Here is an 18,901-nt window from a genome sequence, read left to right as displayed (position 1 = left end):
TTCTTCTATTAAAAGCGCAAATACAAAGGAGACTGTGTAAAAGATTGAAAAGCGCTTTCAAGCTTCACAACATCTTCACACATATGACTGTTAACTAGTGATATAAAAAAACCACAGCCATGAAATTCACAGCTGTGGTTTGGTCATTTTTACCTTAAAATGGGTTTAATATTTAGCAGGAGCCCCTGTTTCAGGTAAAGAATCTTTGATGAATTCGCGAATATGTTCGTTAGAAGTTTCCAAATCTTCTGTTCTCAAATACATCATATGACCGCTTCGGTACCCTTCAAATCTAAACCGGTCTTTCATCTTTCCACTCGGGTCGATGTTCCACATGGTGTACTTCGCGGAAAAATAATCGGTAGCACCATCATAGTAACCAGACTGTACCAATACTTTCAGGTTTGGATTTTCAGCCATAGCCTGACGAAGCATTTCTCCGGTTTCATTTCCTTCCCTGTTCCATGGACGTACAGGCCCGGAAACATAATATTGAAGATCCGTTTTAAAATTTAATACATCCTGTATATAGTGATTAATAGCAGGAGTAAACGAATGCTTCCATGATGAATATTCAGCCGGATAATCATACTGGTCTCCGCCATCCGTTTTATCAATTCCCTTATACCTGGAATCTAAACGACCAATGGTAAATCCTTCATCTCGCAGTAACTCTTTCCAAAAAGCGGAAGCTGGAACTGCCAGGTTGTAATCTTCAACGAACTCTTCTGAAAGTCCGGCATACTTTGCTACTTTCTTTACTAATTCTGCCTTTCGATTTGCATCTACAAAACCTCCTCTGGTTAACGCAGGAAGTAATTCGTCGAGCGTAAATGCTTCAACTTCCGGAAGCAGATCAGTTAAATCTTTATTCTGTAAATCCGGAGTAAGCTGATTATGATACCAGGCTGCTGCGGTATAGTAAGGCATCTTCAGCACTGAGGAACGAGGAGATGGGCCTTCAGGCTCTAATCCCAAGCCGGTGGGAGAAACAAGTACAACGCCATTTAAAAACATCCAATGGCGGCCTTGTAGCTGTCCTGCTAACCCGGATACCCTTGGCGTACCATAACTTTCCCCAATTAAATATTTTGGAGATTTCCACCTTTCATGCCTCGAAATAAATGTATCGATCCAATCAGCTAAGTAAGCCAAATCTTCATTTACCCCGAAAAATTGCTCGGGCTCTCCATCATTTACAATGCGTGAGAATCCGGTATTTACAGGATTCACAAAAACAATGTCTGCCACATCAAGAATTGAATGTGGATTGTCTTCTACTCCATATGGCTGAACCGGATATCCTTCATCACTTATTTTTAGACGCTTGGGACCTGTATATCCCAAGTGCATCCAAAGAGAACCTGCACCTGGTCCGCCGTTAAAAGATATAAAAACCGGCCGGTTTTCATTATTGCTGACATCGGTACGTTCATAATAGGTAAAGAATAATGAAGCATCTGCCTCACCATCTTCCCCATAAACGGGTTGGGTGCCTACTGTTACTTTATAGGGAACTTTTTGTCCTTTAATCGTGACTTCATCATTTGAAACGATAGCTGTATCTATCGGCAAAGATCGCTTCTGAGCGTCTACTGTTGCTGAAGAAATCATAAATAGCATTAACAAAGACAAAAGAGCCTTCATGTTAAATGTGTTAAGGTTTGAATTCATAATTAGTCTGTTTCATTCTGGTTAAGGGTTAGTGTATAAATTGAATAATTAGTTCAAGAAAATTGTTGATTCAAACGATTGGCCGGAAACACCGGGCATTACTTCTCAAGAGCATTTTTTTCTGTTACTTTTGAAACATCGTCGAAATCACAAACCATATATTTTCTTTTCGCTCCATGAGCCTTCTTTTAAAATACGGGAACCACATCGTTCCAAAGGGAACATATATCCGGGCGTTATACCCTTCTTTCACAAATCCTTCCATCGTATCCTGTCTCAGGCCATAAAGCATTTGAAATTCAAACCGGTCTTTTTCAATCCCGTTTTCCTTCGTATAGGCTTTCATCCAATCTATGAGTTTGTCATCGTGCGTCGCTATTCTTGGATAAGGAGTCTCCTGCAACAAGATTTTTGTATATTTCTTATAGGCTTCCCGAATGGCATCCATGTTCTGCAATGCAATTTCTTTGGGTTCACTGTACGCACCTTTACAAATGCGTACATCTGCCCCGATTTTCGCCAACTCGATAATATCATTTTTACTTCTGTGCAGGTAAGCTTGTATTACAATCCCAACATGTTTGCCAAATTCCTGATGAGCTTCTTTAAACAAATCTATGGTAACCTGTGTGTAATCAGAGCCCTCCATATCAATTCGGACAAACTGATTATTATCGCGGGCAACTTCCAGGAGTTTGAATAAGTTCTCTTTACAATAGCCTTGGTCTATGTCGAGGCCCAACATGGTAAGCTTGATAGAAATATTACTTTCTAATTGAGCCTCTTTTATACTATTGATCAGATCTATATAACTTTGGACAGTGGCATCGGCTGTATCCCGGTCTTCAACATTTTCCCCCAGTAAATCCAGGGTAATCTTAATTTTTTTTCCATTCAGGTTTTCAACTTTAGGCTTGGCATCAACAAAAGATTCTCCGGCTACAAACTTTTTCGCGAGAACAAAAGGTAATTTCATTTCTATAATTTTGAATTTTATGCTTTGATGTTTTGGCACCTTTGCATGACCAAAAACTTTCAAAATAAAATGAAGAAACTTTACAGTGAATAAAATAGCCTCACCTAAAAAATTGGCCATATCCCCTCCATTTAACAAAGTATAACAAGACCCGCTTTTTCAAAACAACCTATTCCGAACTGAATAAGCGCAAACGTAAGAGGATATGTTATCGATTGTTAAATGGTCACCCCATAGGTCATCAAAACATTAAATATTCACCCAAATAAAAAAGCCAAAGCGCTTTTAAAGGCACTTTGGCTTAGGTAAATTTTGTATTGTGGAGGTGCGGGGAACAACATCCACATAAAAAGTACTTCTCTAATCCCTACTAAGCTACATTTTTGGTGTTTTTAAAAATTTGGTATCCTATTTGGTAACTGAATTTAATGTTAATCACAAAAACTTTTCAATAATGTATTAAAACAAATTTTCCAGTTAGTTCCATTTTTATCGACTCCTTTATGATCATCACCCTTAAGTCTTAGCGTAAAGTTAAAAATATCCTTTGAGATCTCACTTCTTGTGATACTTGAAAATCTAACTGATGTAAGTTCTATAACTGCTGCTTCATTTTGTGAAAACCAAACTATCACATAATCAGATGAAAATGAATATTCATTCAAAATTGAATTTCTATTCAAAATACTACCACTCACAATATCTACTTCTCGCCAATAATAATCGGAAAATTCATCATCTTCCATTTGATAACTTACACCTGCTTCTACCGTTAACTGTGCCAGTAAATGCGTACTATTTACAAATAACAAAAATCCTATAAGAAAACATAAACAATATCTTTTTTTCATAATCAATGATTATTTAATGTTTAAGCTAAGAGTTTCAGCTGCTTGTGGAATTGAAACACAAAAAGCTATGCCTTCATAACCCGCCCTACTTGAATATTTCCAACTAATAATTCCGATGACTTTGCCTTTAGTATTAAGTAATGGACCACCACTATTTCCAGGATTTAAATTGGTATCCGTTTGCACAAATTCTACACCATTGATATCCCGATAGGAACTTAATATCCCTTTAGAAACAGTGTTTGAAAGCGATTTATCAATTGGCGTACCTATAGCATATAAATCAACTCCTGAATTAAGTTTATTTAACCCAAGTGATAATCCCTCAAATCCAGTGCCATCAACTTTTAATAATGCTACATCGGAGTTTTCGCTTTTTCTAACAACTCTTGCGGGTAACTCAAATCCTTGATTTGTTCTTATTTGTACTTTGTCTAAACCAGACACTACATGAGCCGCAGTTAGTAAATATCCTTCGGAGTTTATAAAAAAGCCTGTACCATGAGTAAATCCTGAAACAATAGTAACCACTGAATTATTAATTTGTTCAATGTTAGTCGGGAGACTTAAATCTTTATTTGCGTTAGCAATTTGAATTGATTCAAACACTGGTTGTTCTGACGAATTTTCATCAATTATAAGTGAAACAAAATCTTCCTGAGACATCAACATATACATAGAGTTTATAAAGGCATCAATTATGACTGATTGATTATTCTGATTTTTTGAATAGCCAGTATCTTCATAACGCATCACAACTTTTTCGTTAAAAGAGTCATAAATTTGCCAGCTTACATTAACTGAAGCCTCAGAAAAATCTCCTGCCAAAGGTGCGTAAGTATTATAAGATATATCTAAGATCTCAGCACCAATCTGATATCTGGCTTTGGCGGTATTATCACTAGTAAACAGCATATCCCCCCCATCTGGAACTGAGTAACCATAATACAGTAGTTCTTCATTAGCACTTATTTTAAATTCATCTGAACCGATTGAAACTCCTGATCTCCAAGTGTAATCTTGGTATTTGACTCTGGCGATACCGTCATGGTGATTACCTAACTTTTTCCCTCGAGGAACTTTAAAAATCACTCTGTGGAATGATATCGATTCAGAATCTTCCACCTCTATTGGTTCAATCTTTCTTTTTTGTGATGCTTTTTCTAATTGAGTAGTTGTGGCACAACCAGTAAATACAGATAACACAGCCCCTAAAAGAATTAATTTTATTAATTGAAATTTCTTCATACTTACTCCCGAATATTTAATTATTGTTAAGTTACTTAACAGTGCTTCCCTTTTAAGTCAATTATTTTAAACTGTTAACGTTTTCAATGTAGCTGATTAGCGACTTGATTTTAAATTTAAGATCTAATACTCCTGAGAAATCTTTTGTTTCAAAATTGTCCGCAAAAAGATGTGCGTACTTAACTTTATTCTTCACAAATTTTTTACCCAATCCAGATTCCCTTTTATTTAAATAATTACTGAAATCACCATATTGCTTAACTGATGAACTTATCTTCTTTGACAAGCTTCTATTAATGACAGAGGAAGGGATATAATTTTCAATTTCTTTACCTTTGGTTACCCAGACAAAACCATTATGTTTTTTAAACTCTGCGATTATTCTCTTTTTAGTATCATTGAGCCTTGTTTGCTTAGCTCTTTTATCGCTATCTATTATGATAGCAGCATTTCGGTTCACTGAAAGTAACTTTATCAAGTTATCAATTTCATCACTATCGGGTTCTTTAAATGTTAAATGGGATAGTAACCGACCACCATAAAAAACTATTTGATAATGTGCTCCTTCAAGTAGTCTTGAATTGGAATAAAGTCGTATCCATTTGTTTAAATATATTCTATCTGAAGGCCCTTCAACCCATATCACCAAATTTGACTGAAGTAAATCACTAGCTCTGACATCTAAATCATCCAAAATCCGAATATTATCATAATACGAGGAAACAGAATATACTTTTGACTCATTTCTTTCCTGTTGTACATGATTAATTTGAGCGTAATCATCTTTACTAAACAAATCAATAACTACATTTGAATGTGTTGTTATGAAAAAAATTGCTTGTTCTTCAATTGCAATGTCTCTTAAGTAAACAAGTAAATTCCTAAGTAAAGATGGATGTAGATTATTTTCAAGTTCTTCAAAAGCAAAAATAAAGTCCTGTAACGGTCGCTTTTCAATTTTTGGAGTTAAAACAGTGTGTATAAGTGCAAGTATTACTGTTTTTAAACCACTGCCAGATTCTGAAAGTTGTATAGTACCCTTATCTTTTTCTTCCAAAAATATTTCCCATCTATTCGAATCTAATTTTTGACAATGGATTGCATTAAAATGGATATCTGGTGCGAAAATTTTATTTAATGCATCTAAAAAATTTTTCCTAACCAGATCTGCATTCAAAGTCGCAAGATTCAAATAGTTTTGGATAATATTGGTTGCATATTTTCCATTCGATTCCAGTTTAAGAGATTGTATATTATCGCTTTCAGGTAATATATCTCGCTCAGAAGAAATTTTTTTATACAAATAACCCTCTAATGGGCTACTTAATCTTACTGCTAAATCATCCCAATAATTTTGCCCAGTTTTTACTGACTTTCTACTTTCCCCCATCAGAAAAGTAAATCTATTTTTCCTATCTAATTCGAATGAAAATTTCTTTCCTATAAACTTGCTACCATAACTATAATGATTTCCAGGAATTTGCCCGCCACTTTTATTATTTGGAAAAGCTTTCTTAATCTGGTCCTCTTCGAGTTCAATTGTTATTTCAATTTGGGATTGTTTATTACCTCGAAATTTTTGTGGTTGGATATTTATCTTTTCCTTAGTTGCATAATCAACCAAATCCAATAGTGATGATTTTCCTGAGTTATTTTTACCAATAATGATGTTTATGGGTTTAATCTCATCAAAACCTTGAGGCTTTTCTCCAAAGCATTTATAGTTTTTTATTCTTATGCCCGATTTTATACGATTTTTTAACTCACTCAAAATGTACCAACTATTTATAATGTGATAACCTTAGTAGTCTCTTCCCCAAACTGGCTTACCACCCTTACTGCCACCTTTTTACCCTCTTTATACTCAATTGGATGCGATTTTAAGCCGTATAACCTGTCAAAGGCTTCATCATCTATTTCGATTCTTAGGGTGTGTTCTACTGCCTTTTTGGTAGCATACTTTTCCTGATCTTTGAGATCTTTTTTGATGTCTTTAAACTCGTCTTTGCTACCTCCACTGAAGAAGATCTGACGGACTACAAAATTACTGCCATCATATTCATCATCCACTGACCAGTAGGCAATATCCTTGGCATTACGGGGCTTGATCTGATTTTTGATGGGATCATAGATATCAATGCCCTGCACTTCTAATTGTACTGTACCATCTTCATTTTTGTGAACTTCAATATCTGGTTCACCAATGGTGACAAAGGATGCCGCTTTTTTATCCTTCTTGAGAAGTCCATCCTGAAGTAGATCATCTGCCATGCGGACTTTAGTAACCTCAAAACTACCTAAACTTGTGGTTACGCTTTGGTTTTCAATTTCACTTTCGAAGCTGAAACCTAAAATAACTAACCAATCACCATCTCCTTTAGCTCGGCATTCTTTAATGGCTTCGTTAACTGACTCATTACTTACTGTTCCAAACTTAGGACCAATATGGAAATAGGTTTTACGCTCCCCATCTCCAGTGTTATAATATCCCTCTGCATGGAGAGCTCGGTTACTAAGTCCTGTTACAGATGTAAATACTGCCTGCTCTTGTTTGATTCCATTCTTTATGCCAGCTGATTGAAGATGTTGATACACCATCTCTTCAAACTTCTGAGCCTCTTCATCATCACGAGTTTCAGCTTCAATTTCAGATGGACTAACAGGGTTTAAATTTTGCAGTGTTTCCACAGTGAATGGACCTGAAACACGCATTCTATTTTTGTCCACAAATGGCTTATCATATAATATTTCAGTCTCTGGCTCTAGATTATTAGCAATTTGTCTAAGAGTTATGTGTGGTACTTCTCTGTAAACAAACCCTTGTTTAGTATCACTTAATTGCTCACTCTTATTTTTATAGGTTATCTTTTTATTGATCTCATTACTTTCATTTTGAGTTCGCTCTACATTTACTTCTGATTGGAGGTAGAAATAAGGAAATGTACTACTCATCAATCTAATTTTAGCAATATTTAATGCTATTCTTGAGGTATCAATTGTTATCCACCTTCTACCCCATTCTTCTGCTACATGTGCTGAAGTTCCACTACCACAGGTTGGATCTAAAACTAAGTCGCCAGGATCAGTTGTCATGAGTAGACATCTTTGTATAATTTGGTTCGTAGTCTGAACAACAAACCTTTTATAATCCCCACCAGAAATTGTGTCATCCCACATATTAGTTAAAGACATAACAGGAAAGTCGCTATGATAACGCTTATAATTAGGTACTTTTCCAGAAAGGTAAATTCTATTTTCCTTAATTAAGTTATTAATACCACTTTGGTTTGTTTTCCAGCTACCGCTATTCGTTACAAATTTTTTTCCTTCAATCTCTATTTCACCCCCACTTCCTGACTGACTTTTCAGATCTGCATACTTTAGTAATTTACCCTTCTTAGAAATTGTATCATCAGTTAACTCTATCCCATTCTTTTTTTCCCATTGATGGACAGTTTGAACCTTTCCATCTTCTTCTACATATCCATAGCTATCTTTTACGGACTCAATCTTTTTATCTTTAAAAAGCTCTCTGTATTTAACTTCATTGATATCTTTTGCGTACCAGACTAAATAATCACCACATTTATCTAATAAGTTTTGCCCTAACCCTGATGTTGTTTTATAGAATATCAGCCTAATAAAGTTTTCACTTCCAAAAACTTCATCCATTAAATTTCGCACTAGATGAACATTTTCGTCGCTTATTTGTACAAAACAGGAACCTGAGGTTTTTAATAACTCCTTCGCAACATTCAATCTTTTTCGTAAATAACTTAGGTAAGAGTGAATTCCTTTCTCCCAAGTATCTCTATAAGCTTTTACTTGTTCAGGTTCTTCAGTTATATGTTCATCCTTACCATCCTTTACTGTTCTATCATTTATTTTCATTTGCCAATTACTATTGTACTTGATCCCATAAGGAGGATCTATGTAGATCATTTGTACTTGCCCAGCCATCCCCTCTCTTTCCAATAAACTGGTCATAACCCTTAGACTATCCCCAAGAATCATTCGGTTACTCCAACCATCACTATGTGTGTAATAATCACTAACTTTACTCAATTCATCCTTTTCAAGAGAATTACCAAATAGCTCATTTGGCTGAAATAAATCTCCCTGGTCCCTTTCATTTTTTACCAGCTTGGCGAGCCCTTCAATTAGTAATTCTGGAGCAATATGTTCAGTTCTATAGAGTGAACGGATATCAATATCCAGCATCTCTTCCCATGCTTCATCAGGTGGGTTTGTTAATGCCGTTCTTAATTCATCAACCAATGCCTTTGTTTCAGGATCAGCTTTAGACTCAGCTAGTTTATCAAGCAATTCCCTGATCTTTTCATCGTGCTTATACTTATCCATCCAAAATAATTCAGGGTCCTGCCCACGATGTAAAATAGGATTTACTGGTAAACGGTATCTCTCCCCAGCTTCCCGAACTTTGTTGTTTGATTTTTCATATCCAGCTTCTTCTTTAGATGGAATATGGGCTCTTTTATCAGAGGTATGTCTGTAAGATTTATTGGACATAATATTTTACTGTGATTTATCAGCTAATTCAATTTCTGGTTCAGGCTTCAGGTCTTCAATAATGGCAATAAGATGATTTTTCACATCACGTATATCATTTGCAATTTCATAGAAATACCAGGGCTCGTACTCGTATTTTTCTCTAACAGAATTAACAGCAGGCAACCAATTATAAGTGGTGTACCACTTTTTCTCATCTTTATCGTTGCTATATCCTGATATTTCAATAATCACATTTGCTTTCACCCCTTTTGAATTCTCCACTTTTAAAATGAAGTCTGGTCTGTACATTCTTTCAACGCCATCTTTATTATAAGGTATGTTGAATCCGAGATAGTCATTTTTCACGTAAGATTTAACCATATCCACTTCCTCACAGGTTTTTGCAAAAATTCGCTCCCATTCAGAATCTGCTACTGCAAAATTTAAATGACTTTTCTCAGTAGGGTAAACTTCTCTGGTGGTTATTCCATGAGCATAGCGTGTACTGCCCAATTTTTCATACTTATTCATAAATATGGGACGAAGGTATTCCTCTTTATTCTCATGAGGATTTATCCCTCTCCTAATATGTTCACAAACTGCTTTAGGGTCCTCATACTTCACAAAGCGTTTATACCTTTGGTCAGGTATATTCAGCAATTTCAACTTATTATTGTACCAATATTCAACGATCTCCTTCAGTTTACCAAACATTGCCATCTGCCCATCATCCTTAAAGTACACCTGCATCAGTTCATTGGTCAATTCATAAATAATCTGTTGCTCTCTAAGCTCAAGTAACTTTTCTGGTTCTAGCTTACGCTCCTCCTTAGAAAAAGCAGATGCAATAATAGTCTCTGTAGGGTTTTTTCCCCCTTCTATTTCATAGGGTTCCACATTACTGAAATCATATTCCAATTCTTTGGATGCAAATTCCCTTCGATATCCTTCCAGTACTGGAAATTTAATCTCGTGCTCTTCCTCTCTTTCTGGCAAAGCACGAACTTGTACAGATTCACTTGGTTCAGGTGTCGGCTGTTCTCCCCCTTTAAAGAATTGGAATGGTACTCCAATAATAGTGGCGTATTCTGGGGGAAACCTATACTCAGTAATCTTGCGTTTATCTTTAGTCGGATTTCCCTCACTATCATATCCACGTAGTCCGTAATCCATCCTTCTTAGTGCCCTACCTGCTACCTGTTCACATAATAGCTGAGACTGAAAAGCTCTTACTCCCATAATATGAGTCACGTTATTGGCATCCCATCCCTCAGTAAGCATCGACACTGAAACTACACATCGCACATGAGAACCAAGCCTTCCATTTTTTCCAACTGTATTAACTACTTCACGTAAAATATCGGCATCTGTTAACTGAGCCGCTGCTCCTTGCCCATACTGTGATGCATAATCTCTTTTGAATTCCTGAATTTCCTGCTCAAAAACATTTTTGAACTGATCATTAATTTGCCCTGCGTCATCTAAAGCAGCACTATCAATTAATATAGTTGGAGGTTTCTTCTTATGCCGCTGTTGTTGACCATCATAGTTTGTAAGCAGTTCATGATGCCCTTCAACAACTCTTTGTAATTCATCATCTTCATTTTTGATTTCATAACCTGCCAAATACTTAAATACATCTCTCGAAAAACGAGTATTATTACAGACTATTATCATTACTGGTGGAGCGCTTAATAGATTAGGGGATTCTTCCTGTATTTTTCGATAACCGTAAAAATGATCTTTATAATCACTTAAAAGCTGATCCAGAGCATTTTTAACTAATTCTGGAACAACGGGCTTTTTATTTTCAATTTCATTCTCCGAAAGTTTCTTCTTTTTCCTTTTTTTATAGCCTCTATTTTGGACCTTATCTTTTACATGGTCATAAATATTTCTAAGTACGGGTTGTTCAATTTGATGAGTATCATCTTTTTCTGGTAGAAATGGAATCTTAACTAATCCACTCTCAATCGATTCTACTAAACCAAAATCACTTACTACCCAAGGAAACAGACTATATGGTTCGTATCCTGATCCATTTAAGTAATACGGAGTAGCTGAAAGATCATAAACCTGCGTGAGCTTATAACGTTTTGCAATATAAGTTAGTCCAGTGAACCAAAGAGCTGCCTTTTCATTTTCATCATGATCAAAATCTGATGTCGTTTGTCTGCTCCTATTTTGTTTAGGCAAATAACAGTGATGAGCTTCATCATTTAACACCAATAACCTCCTTCCAAATTTGGCATCTCCCATTACTCGTTTAACCATTTGGGTAGGAGTCTCTTGTTCTGTAGTTTTGTTACCATCAGCATCTAATTTTCCATCATAAATTGATCGCTTATTACCCTGAAGATTTTTCAGAATAAATGAGTGATAATTAGTGATCTTTATACGGGCGTTTAAACCACCTAAAAACTTCGAATACTTTCTGGGAACCAAGTCTCTTTCGGCATAATAATCATCTCTATTTTGAAAATTATCCGATTTTTGATCTACAAGAAGTACCTGCAATCTATCCCTTATCGTAATACTTGGAGCAACTACCAGAAAATAATCTGCAAAGTTAGTATTCGACTTATCATTCTGCCTGTTTAAGTAATGATATATAATAAGCCCAGCCATAACTACGGTTTTGCCTGTTCCAGTAGCCATTTTATATGCTATACGTGGAAGCTGATTTGCAGGATTACCAGGATCAACAGATTTATGAGTTTTTGATAACTGTTCTAAAATATTTGTTCCAGGATTTGATTTATGTGCTGCCTCATTTAAAAATATGGCAGTTTCAAGGGCTTCTCTCTGGGCGAAAAATAGATTCTTACGTGGCTCATTTTCATATTGAATAAACCAGTGATTTAACAAGTCTCTTGTCACCTTTGTGACATGGGGGTAATTATCATCTCTCCACTGCCTTATTAAATTCCTTAACCTATTTATAAGATGTGACTCATACTGAACAGCTTCTTCGTTTACATCAAAAACCTCCTTCTGATCTCCTGCCCTACTTGGTATTGCAGACTGACTTACTGGTACAAAGATTCTTCGCCCATTTCTGATATCCTCATAATCCAATTTCCCATTCATTCGGGTAGCATAATGCCGTTTAGGTTCTTCGTATGGATTATTTAAGATTGGATTGTGGTTATCAGGCATGTATTATTAGTCCCCGTAAGTAACAATTTAATGGTGATTTAACAGCTAGTTTGCTTGTGGAATATGCCAGTATAATTATAGATTGGCAACATTCAGTTCAGAAAATTGCTATAAGTATCGAGTACCCTTCCGTTGTCTCTGTTGTCTAAGATCATTTATTAACTACTTTATGCGTTATTTCCCGAACCCTCTGTTTCAGCTTGGCTTAGTATATCTTTAAGTTGGTTGATTATAACTTCAATTGAGTTTGAATAGAGCAATTTTTTCTCTTTGAGAATTACTGATGTAGATTCGCAAATTCCAGCGAGAAACAAATTAAGATAGTTATTAACAGTTATCTCAGTTTTGCTATTTCGATATGGACTAATATATCCTTTATTAAAGTCCCTTGGTATTTTGTCTTCAATACTATAACGTTCCATCATTAATCTAAGATCCGCATGAACTTCTTGATTCAACATATCAATCATCCAAAACATTAACGGAAACTGTGTAAGGTTTGACAATTTATATTTCTCAGCTATACCGTATATATTTGTAACCCCCCTCTTTTTCAATAATGCCTTCTGTTTTTTTGCATATGCAATATTATCTCTTTCCCTGTTTAATGTTTTTTCATCAAACTCTTTCTTTTCTTTAAATATGAATTCGGATAACTTAATTTGTTTTGAAAAGCTTGTTAACAGCAAGCGATCTATGTAATCATCGTACTTAAGACAATTATAGACATCCATGTAGAGTTCAACAGAATTCCTACAGGCTATAGCAACCAATTCATATCTTTTCTCGCTAATTAGACGAATTGACTCTTGAGATAATTCTAACAAGGAAAAGTATAAACCCCAGAAAAATGTTTCTTTATTACCCTGAGGTTCATTCTTAAATGAATCATCTACAGTTTTTATCAACCTGGATATTAAAACATCAATTTGTTCATAATCAGGTTCAGTCATAGAGAATGATAAAATTGTTTATATATCGACTCATCAGCTTTCTCCTTTCATTCAAGTAATCATCATAAGTTTCGAAAGTATAATCCCAGAAATTATCAGTACTCAATTTTCCATGTCTTTATCCAATATATCAGCGTTTCTATTAGATGCTGTCTAACTGAGTAGTTCTGCATTAAAAAACATCGATTTATAGTTATATACTGATTATAACTAAAATCAATTAAGCTGCAAAGTTAGAACCTTTAAGTAACAACTGAACTAAATAATCATTTCACATGAACTTCCATCACAAGCTTCCCTGTGAGATACCAAAGCTCGGGAATCCTGGAAAAGCACATTTATTAACTCTACCAGCTTAGCATCTTTAATCTTTAAAATTTAGATCAAAGTGAAATGTTTTACTGTAACCATCTTTTTGGAATCAAAGAAGGTGAGTTGATATCTGTATGCCAGTAATCTTCAATCACAGCCTTTTGATATTGATCATCTTGGTACTCGGCATGTTCTAATACTATTATCTGAAAATCATTTTTAACTACTTCAACAAAATTAAATAGTGCATCAAATAGATTCCTTACAACAGCTAAATCAGAAGTAGCCTCTTCACTGTTTACCCCTTCTTCAAGCTCTTTTATAAATAAGTCATAATCATTTTGAGATGGGAAAAAAGGTTGAGATGGCTGATCCAATATAATAAATCTTGGTACTGGACGATTTCGTTCTATAAATACCCTGTGAATAGATAACAAAGTAGCTAAATGACACCCCAACCAATTTTTCCCTGAACCCATTCTATACAATGGTATAGCTCCATTTTTACTATCAGCAATAACAGTCAGTTTGTTCAAATCAAATCTAAATGCAGAATCTTTGAACTCATGATTCAAGTCATTAAGTATGATTCCCATGTACTTCGAAATTAAGTTGAATATGGATTCAAGTAACTGTTCTTCATCAAATTCACTCAATTTTTCTTCAAGTGTTTGCACTAGTACTTCTGCTTCAATTACGTTCTCTTCTAATTCCTTGGAAACACCAATTGCCTTTACATTTTCAAGAAATAAACTGATCCTGCCTAATATTTTTGATATTTCAGCAGTTCTATCCCTCATCTTTTTCGCCTCTTGTTGATTAGATATGACTGTATGGATTTCTAATTCTTTGTTCCTAATATCTTCCCTCAATTCTGACATTCTCTCTTGAAGAAAACCAAGCCTTTCATTCATTGCTGGCTTCTCATTAGTAACCGATTCCAAAGACTTATTCAGTTTCTGTAGAGTATTTTCTAAATGTACAACAATCTCATTCTTCTCATTTAACTTTGAATTACAGACAGGACAAAAATTAGATTCTTTGTTGTTGAACAGTTTGAGTGATATCAATCTTGACTTCTGAGTAGTAACACTATCTTTGTATTCATCTGAAGAATTTATAAAACTTCTTAGTGAATGGAGTTCTCTTTGATTTTTTTTGAACTCATCCCTTAAGTTTTCCAAATCATCCTGTAGTTCAAGTATATTAGAGTCTTTGTAGGATTCTAAAAACTCGTTAGGGTTCCATCCTTCCACTTTTCTTAATTCTTCAATGATTGCTTCTTTATTCACATCTGAGTTCACATTTAAACCTATTTGCTCAGCTTCAAAAAGTAGTCTTTGCCCCTGCTCATATCTATTGCTTACGATTGCTTCTGCTTCTCTAAGCTTCTTAATTTGAGAATTTAAGGTTTTCTTCGCCTCCCTTAACTTTTGGGTAATTTCTATTTTTTCCTCTTTTACAGCACCTAAAAAGTAAGGCAATGTATCTTTGATATTCTGTGGTATGTAATCATCATCTTGTCTCCAAAATAATTGATTCTCATTATCAATAAGAGTTTGATTCTGAAACAAATAGTATTTTGAATGTTTGAACTTGATCTTATATGAAGAAGTACTTCTTGTTTCATTATTGATACTATCAATAGGGGTTATTCCTGTCATATTTGAAATCAAAGCATCTAAGGAGTCGTCATTGTACTCAATACTTAACTCTTCAATACTAGGCAATTCAATTTTACTACCTCTTAAAATATATGATCCACTTTGACTTTCTACATCTATATCAGGTTGCGGTTTTGCAATAAATAATTGTTCACCTTCAAATTGTAAAAGTATTGCATACCAAGATATAACCCCTCTATTGACACCTTCAAATACTTTGAATTTGCTTCTACCGAGACAATAATCTACAATATCAATTATTGCTGATTTTCCAGTACCCGATTCACCACATATAATATTTACCTGTCCAATCTCGAATTCTATATCTCTCCGATCACCTTTTAGGTTGTAAAGGCATATTTTTTTAATTTGAAAACTCATGGTCTTATACCCATAATTGTATATATGGTTGATTCTTTATTTATTTTACTCAACCACTTCCCAATGAATGCTGCATTATCAATACATTCATTAAGTTCATCATTTAAGTAATTATTTTTCTTTCTAAGAGTGCCCTTCAACAAATTACCATTATCAGATAAGATAATTGAGTTTTGATCTAGTGAGAATAATACTGCCTCATTTACATATCTTGAAATATTAACGGCACTTTTCATAAATATATATTTCAATTCTGGATTATCTTTTATCCATATATCCAACCTTGCATTTGTATTAGACGGGAAAGAACTAAAAAGTTTTTTATTTAAGACCATTGGTAAAGCTACATAAGCTAATGAAAATGGCATCCCATCAGGTTTCTTCTTCATGTAATTCTTTACCGCTTCAAATAGAATTAATGAACAATAAGCTGGGTTCAATAAACTTATAACTTCAATTGGTCGATTTTTCAGATCCATCATTTAATTAGTTCTTTAAATTTTTCCATAAAGTTTGGGTGCCAATAAATCTTTGGATCTTCTTCATCAGCCAACATTTGATAACTACCTCTCATAACATAACCATCATCTTTAACATCAGATCTAATTTGTAGCTCTGCTTTTTGCTCAACCCAGTTCAATACTTTTTTTCCAAACTTCTTCAATTCTTCTTCTTTAGAACTATCATCTATCCCTTCTGAATCTTTGATGATTATTCTTTGCCTCTTCCATTCATTAATTAGTCTTTTCTCATAGGATTCAAGCTCATTATCAATTAACAAATCTTCTGTAATCCATTTATTACGTTGAGTATAAGCTCGGTAATAATCAAAAATACAGTTCCTGATTCTCTCTTTACCAACATCTATGCTTTTTAGTTGTTCTACAAATTGGTAGTCTTGATAATCACTTGCATTATGATCTGTGAAATGTATATCTAGTAGATCAACTGGAAGGCTATCGATTGTAAATTGACTAGCTATCTCTCTAATTTTTGATAGTACATTCTGCCGCTGAATATATACCTGTTTCTCTGCTAATAATATGTCAAGAATTTGATTGTTCCACCATCCTACAAGCCTTGTATAAGCACTTTGAATTCGATCTGGATTTACCGAATATTGTAGAAAATTTTTAATCAACTTTTCTAACTCTTCAAAACTGTAAGCCTTACCCCTAACAATTATTCGACTTAGAATAAGTTCCCTTTCTGCTTCTGACAAGGCTATAAAAGCATCGAAACAATCCTTTAGATCCTTATTTTTAGATTCTTTAGCAACTTTAATTAATCTCTTAGATGCATCATCAATATCTCTTAGATTACTTTTAGTCAATTTTGCCGCTATTGAGTCATCCTTTATGCTTGATGTAGTAATTAAAAATAAAGTCACCCTATCAAACAGAAGCTCTCCTTTCTTGTAAGTTTCTATCCAAATTCGCAAAGTTTTCCAAATATCAGGACTTGCATCAGTAAGATTCCCACCTGGCTTTCTATGATGTTTTAATTGACCTAGTTTAGTTACGCTTCCTAACTTTTTTATATCAAAATCATCTAACCCCTCAATAGTAATACTTGCATCTTCCTCTTGATCTGATCTTATTATTTCATATAAAGCATACTTTGCTTGATATAAATAACCAAGATTTGAGTCTTTCGCCGAATACTTTTCTGTCATTTTAACCCCATCATGTCTTGAAGCTAAAATAATATTTATATGTCAAATAACAATAAATACCAGTTTAGTCATGATACATGTCATTCTTTTATGTATTTCTCTCCAAAAAATGCGTATTTCCTTCTACTCTGAGTAGCGTATTCCCTTTACAAATATACTCCTGTCCAAAGCGATTCTTGATTACATCCATCGCCTTTATCTGAGACTTTAGTTCTTCATCTTCCTGAAAAAATACATCGAGCTGCTCAGACTTGTCTATTTGATCTGGATAAATAGCTATGTTTCTAATCTCAATACCATTATCACAGGCTTTTCTTAAAGCAGATTCTATTTTATTCATGCAAGCTTTATAGATGTAATCATCAATATTGGTATAGCCATCTGTTACAAAACGAAAACCTACCCCTCCTGCACCCTGCTTATTATATCCAAACATACCAGAAAAGCTTTTTGCTCTTATTCCATAAGCTCTCATCCTGTAACACACTCTTTGGATTGCAATAGCAAACTCACCTTTAATTCTTTCTACATCCAAAGAGCCTTCTGAAAATGTATGCCCATATCCAGGTCCTTCTTTTGGTGTGTAATTTTCAGAGATTTCAGGCATAACCCTTCCCTGATCCTTTCCAGTTATTGTCTGATAAAGCATCTTGCCAAAGTTTGCTCCAAACAGCCGAATAAAGGTTTTCTCTGATCCACGGTCAGCTACATCACCAATAGTTTTATACCCTTCTGCTAAGATGTGTTCATATCTTCTTTTTCCAACTCCCCAAACTTCATTTACTTTCAGCGAGTAAATTTCTGTCCGTTCATCTTCATTTGTTAAGATAAGTGTCCTGCCTTTGGGTTTCTTTAAACTGCTGGAAAGCTTTGCATATGTTTTTGAGCGTGCTACCCCAACTGCACCTACCAGTCCTGTTACATCGTAAATTCTTTGCTGTAACCTTTTTGAAAACTGCTCAATTTCCTTACGGGATTTATCTTTTAGGAAGTCGATCTCCATGAAATACTCATCCATAGAATATCGCTCTACAATTGGAGCAAATTCTTTGAATATAAAGTGTACTTGCTTTGAAATAGCTGTGTAAGCATCATAATCTACTTGAAGCATACACACATAAGGGCATAGGTTGTAAGCTTCAAAAGCACTCATTCCTGTTTTTATGCCAAATGCCCGAGCTTCATAAGAGGCTGTTGCCACAATGCCCTTCGCCTGTCCATTATCTTTTCTCCAGCCCCCGATAATTAACGGTAACCCGTAAAGCTTTTTTCGGAGCTGTTCTACCTGAGCATAAAAACAAGCAAAATCAAAATGAAGGTACAGCCTCTCTTTCCTGGAGTGATGCTGATGCTCAGGATATATAGTGCTATATAATGTTATCCGATGTACATCTTTCTCTGGCTGGTATGGATGGGGTTTGTGTTTCGACATTTTCTGGTTGCACATATTGATATGTATAAAATATGTGTATAGTTTAAAATGACCAAACAAATTA

General features: G+C 34.8%; 12 protein-coding genes. All 12 read right to left on the bottom strand.

Annotated features, from left to right (window positions below; translation table 11 throughout):
- Nucleotides 1–165 precede the first annotated feature (165 nt).
- Nucleotides 166–1,647: a carboxypeptidase gene (locus HUJ22_RS02330; RefSeq protein WP_366871001.1), complete on the bottom strand. Its 1,482-nt coding sequence runs from the start codon at nt 1,645–1,647 to the stop codon at nt 166–168.
- Between the two features lie 151 nt (nt 1,648–1,798).
- The gene (locus tag HUJ22_RS02325; protein ID WP_290873163.1) at nt 1,799–2,650 is read right to left on the bottom strand and encodes a proline dehydrogenase family protein; all 852 of its coding nucleotides are present in this window, start codon (nt 2,648–2,650) and stop codon (nt 1,799–1,801) included.
- Nucleotides 2,651–3,081: 431 nt separating this feature from the next.
- Nucleotides 3,082–3,501, bottom strand: a complete 420-nt coding sequence (locus HUJ22_RS02320) for a hypothetical protein (RefSeq protein ID WP_290873160.1) — start codon at nt 3,499–3,501, stop codon at nt 3,082–3,084.
- Between the two features lie 9 nt (nt 3,502–3,510).
- Nucleotides 3,511–4,749 (bottom strand): S1C family serine protease, encoded by a 1,239-nt coding sequence (locus HUJ22_RS02315; protein ID WP_290873157.1) that lies wholly within the window; start codon nt 4,747–4,749, stop codon nt 3,511–3,513.
- Nucleotides 4,750–4,810: 61 nt separating this feature from the next.
- Nucleotides 4,811–6,520, bottom strand: a complete 1,710-nt coding sequence (locus HUJ22_RS02310) for an ATP-binding protein (protein WP_290873154.1) — start codon at nt 6,518–6,520, stop codon at nt 4,811–4,813.
- A 14-nt stretch (nt 6,521–6,534) separates the two neighbouring features.
- Nucleotides 6,535–9,279 (bottom strand): site-specific DNA-methyltransferase, encoded by a 2,745-nt coding sequence (locus HUJ22_RS02305; protein WP_290873151.1) that lies wholly within the window; start codon nt 9,277–9,279, stop codon nt 6,535–6,537.
- A 6-nt stretch (nt 9,280–9,285) separates the two neighbouring features.
- Nucleotides 9,286–12,420, bottom strand: coding sequence for a BPTD_3080 family restriction endonuclease (locus tag HUJ22_RS02300; RefSeq protein ID WP_290873148.1), 3,135 nt, complete (start codon nt 12,418–12,420; stop codon nt 9,286–9,288).
- A gap of 167 nt (nt 12,421–12,587) precedes the next feature.
- Nucleotides 12,588–13,373, bottom strand: coding sequence for a DUF5677 domain-containing protein (locus HUJ22_RS02295; protein ID WP_290873144.1), 786 nt, complete (start codon nt 13,371–13,373; stop codon nt 12,588–12,590).
- Nucleotides 13,374–13,771: 398 nt separating this feature from the next.
- The gene (locus HUJ22_RS02290; protein ID WP_290873141.1) at nt 13,772–15,730 is read right to left on the bottom strand and encodes a DUF3732 domain-containing protein; all 1,959 of its coding nucleotides are present in this window, start codon (nt 15,728–15,730) and stop codon (nt 13,772–13,774) included.
- Nucleotides 15,727–16,212 carry a three component ABC system middle component gene (locus HUJ22_RS02285; RefSeq protein ID WP_290873138.1) on the bottom strand — a complete coding sequence of 162 codons (486 nt, stop codon included), beginning with the start codon at nt 16,210–16,212 and terminating at the stop codon, nt 15,727–15,729. Before HUJ22_RS02285 ends, HUJ22_RS02290 begins: the two co-directional genes overlap by 4 nt.
- Entirely contained in the window at nt 16,209–17,405 is a 1,197-nt protein-coding gene (locus HUJ22_RS02280; protein WP_290873135.1) for an ABC-three component system protein, read from the bottom strand. Before HUJ22_RS02280 ends, HUJ22_RS02285 begins: the two co-directional genes overlap by 4 nt.
- Before the next feature lie 88 nt (nt 17,406–17,493).
- Complete coding sequence (locus HUJ22_RS02275) at nt 17,494–18,837, bottom strand: hypothetical protein (RefSeq protein WP_290873132.1); 1,344 nt, start codon at nt 18,835–18,837, stop codon at nt 17,494–17,496.
- Between the last annotated feature and the right edge of the window lie 64 nt (nt 18,838–18,901).

This window comes from Gracilimonas sp. (assembly GCF_014762685.1).
GTDB lineage: Bacteria > Bacteroidota > Rhodothermia > Balneolales > Balneolaceae > Gracilimonas.
This window is presented reverse-complemented; position numbering and strand designations above follow the sequence as displayed.

Coding starts and splice junctions, on each gene's coding strand:
- HUJ22_RS02330 (WP_366871001.1), bottom strand. CDS start 1,647: ATGAAGGCTCTTTTGTCTTTGTTAATGCTATTTATGATTTCTTCAGCA.
- HUJ22_RS02300 (WP_290873148.1), bottom strand. CDS start 12,420: ATGCCTGATAACCACAATCCAATCTTAAATAATCCATACGAAGAACCT.
- HUJ22_RS02315 (WP_290873157.1), bottom strand. CDS start 4,749: ATGAAGAAATTTCAATTAATAAAATTAATTCTTTTAGGGGCTGTGTTA.
- HUJ22_RS02290 (WP_290873141.1), bottom strand. CDS start 15,730: ATGAGTTTTCAAATTAAAAAAATATGCCTTTACAACCTAAAAGGTGAT.
- HUJ22_RS02305 (WP_290873151.1), bottom strand. CDS start 9,279: ATGTCCAATAAATCTTACAGACATACCTCTGATAAAAGAGCCCATATT.
- HUJ22_RS02295 (WP_290873144.1), bottom strand. CDS start 13,373: ATGACTGAACCTGATTATGAACAAATTGATGTTTTAATATCCAGGTTG.
- HUJ22_RS02285 (WP_290873138.1), bottom strand. CDS start 16,212: ATGATGGATCTGAAAAATCGACCAATTGAAGTTATAAGTTTATTGAAC.
- HUJ22_RS02280 (WP_290873135.1), bottom strand. CDS start 17,405: ATGACAGAAAAGTATTCGGCGAAAGACTCAAATCTTGGTTATTTATAT.
- HUJ22_RS02325 (WP_290873163.1), bottom strand. CDS start 2,650: ATGAAATTACCTTTTGTTCTCGCGAAAAAGTTTGTAGCCGGAGAATCT.
- HUJ22_RS02275 (WP_290873132.1), bottom strand. CDS start 18,837: ATGTCGAAACACAAACCCCATCCATACCAGCCAGAGAAAGATGTACAT.
- HUJ22_RS02320 (WP_290873160.1), bottom strand. CDS start 3,501: ATGAAAAAAAGATATTGTTTATGTTTTCTTATAGGATTTTTGTTATTT.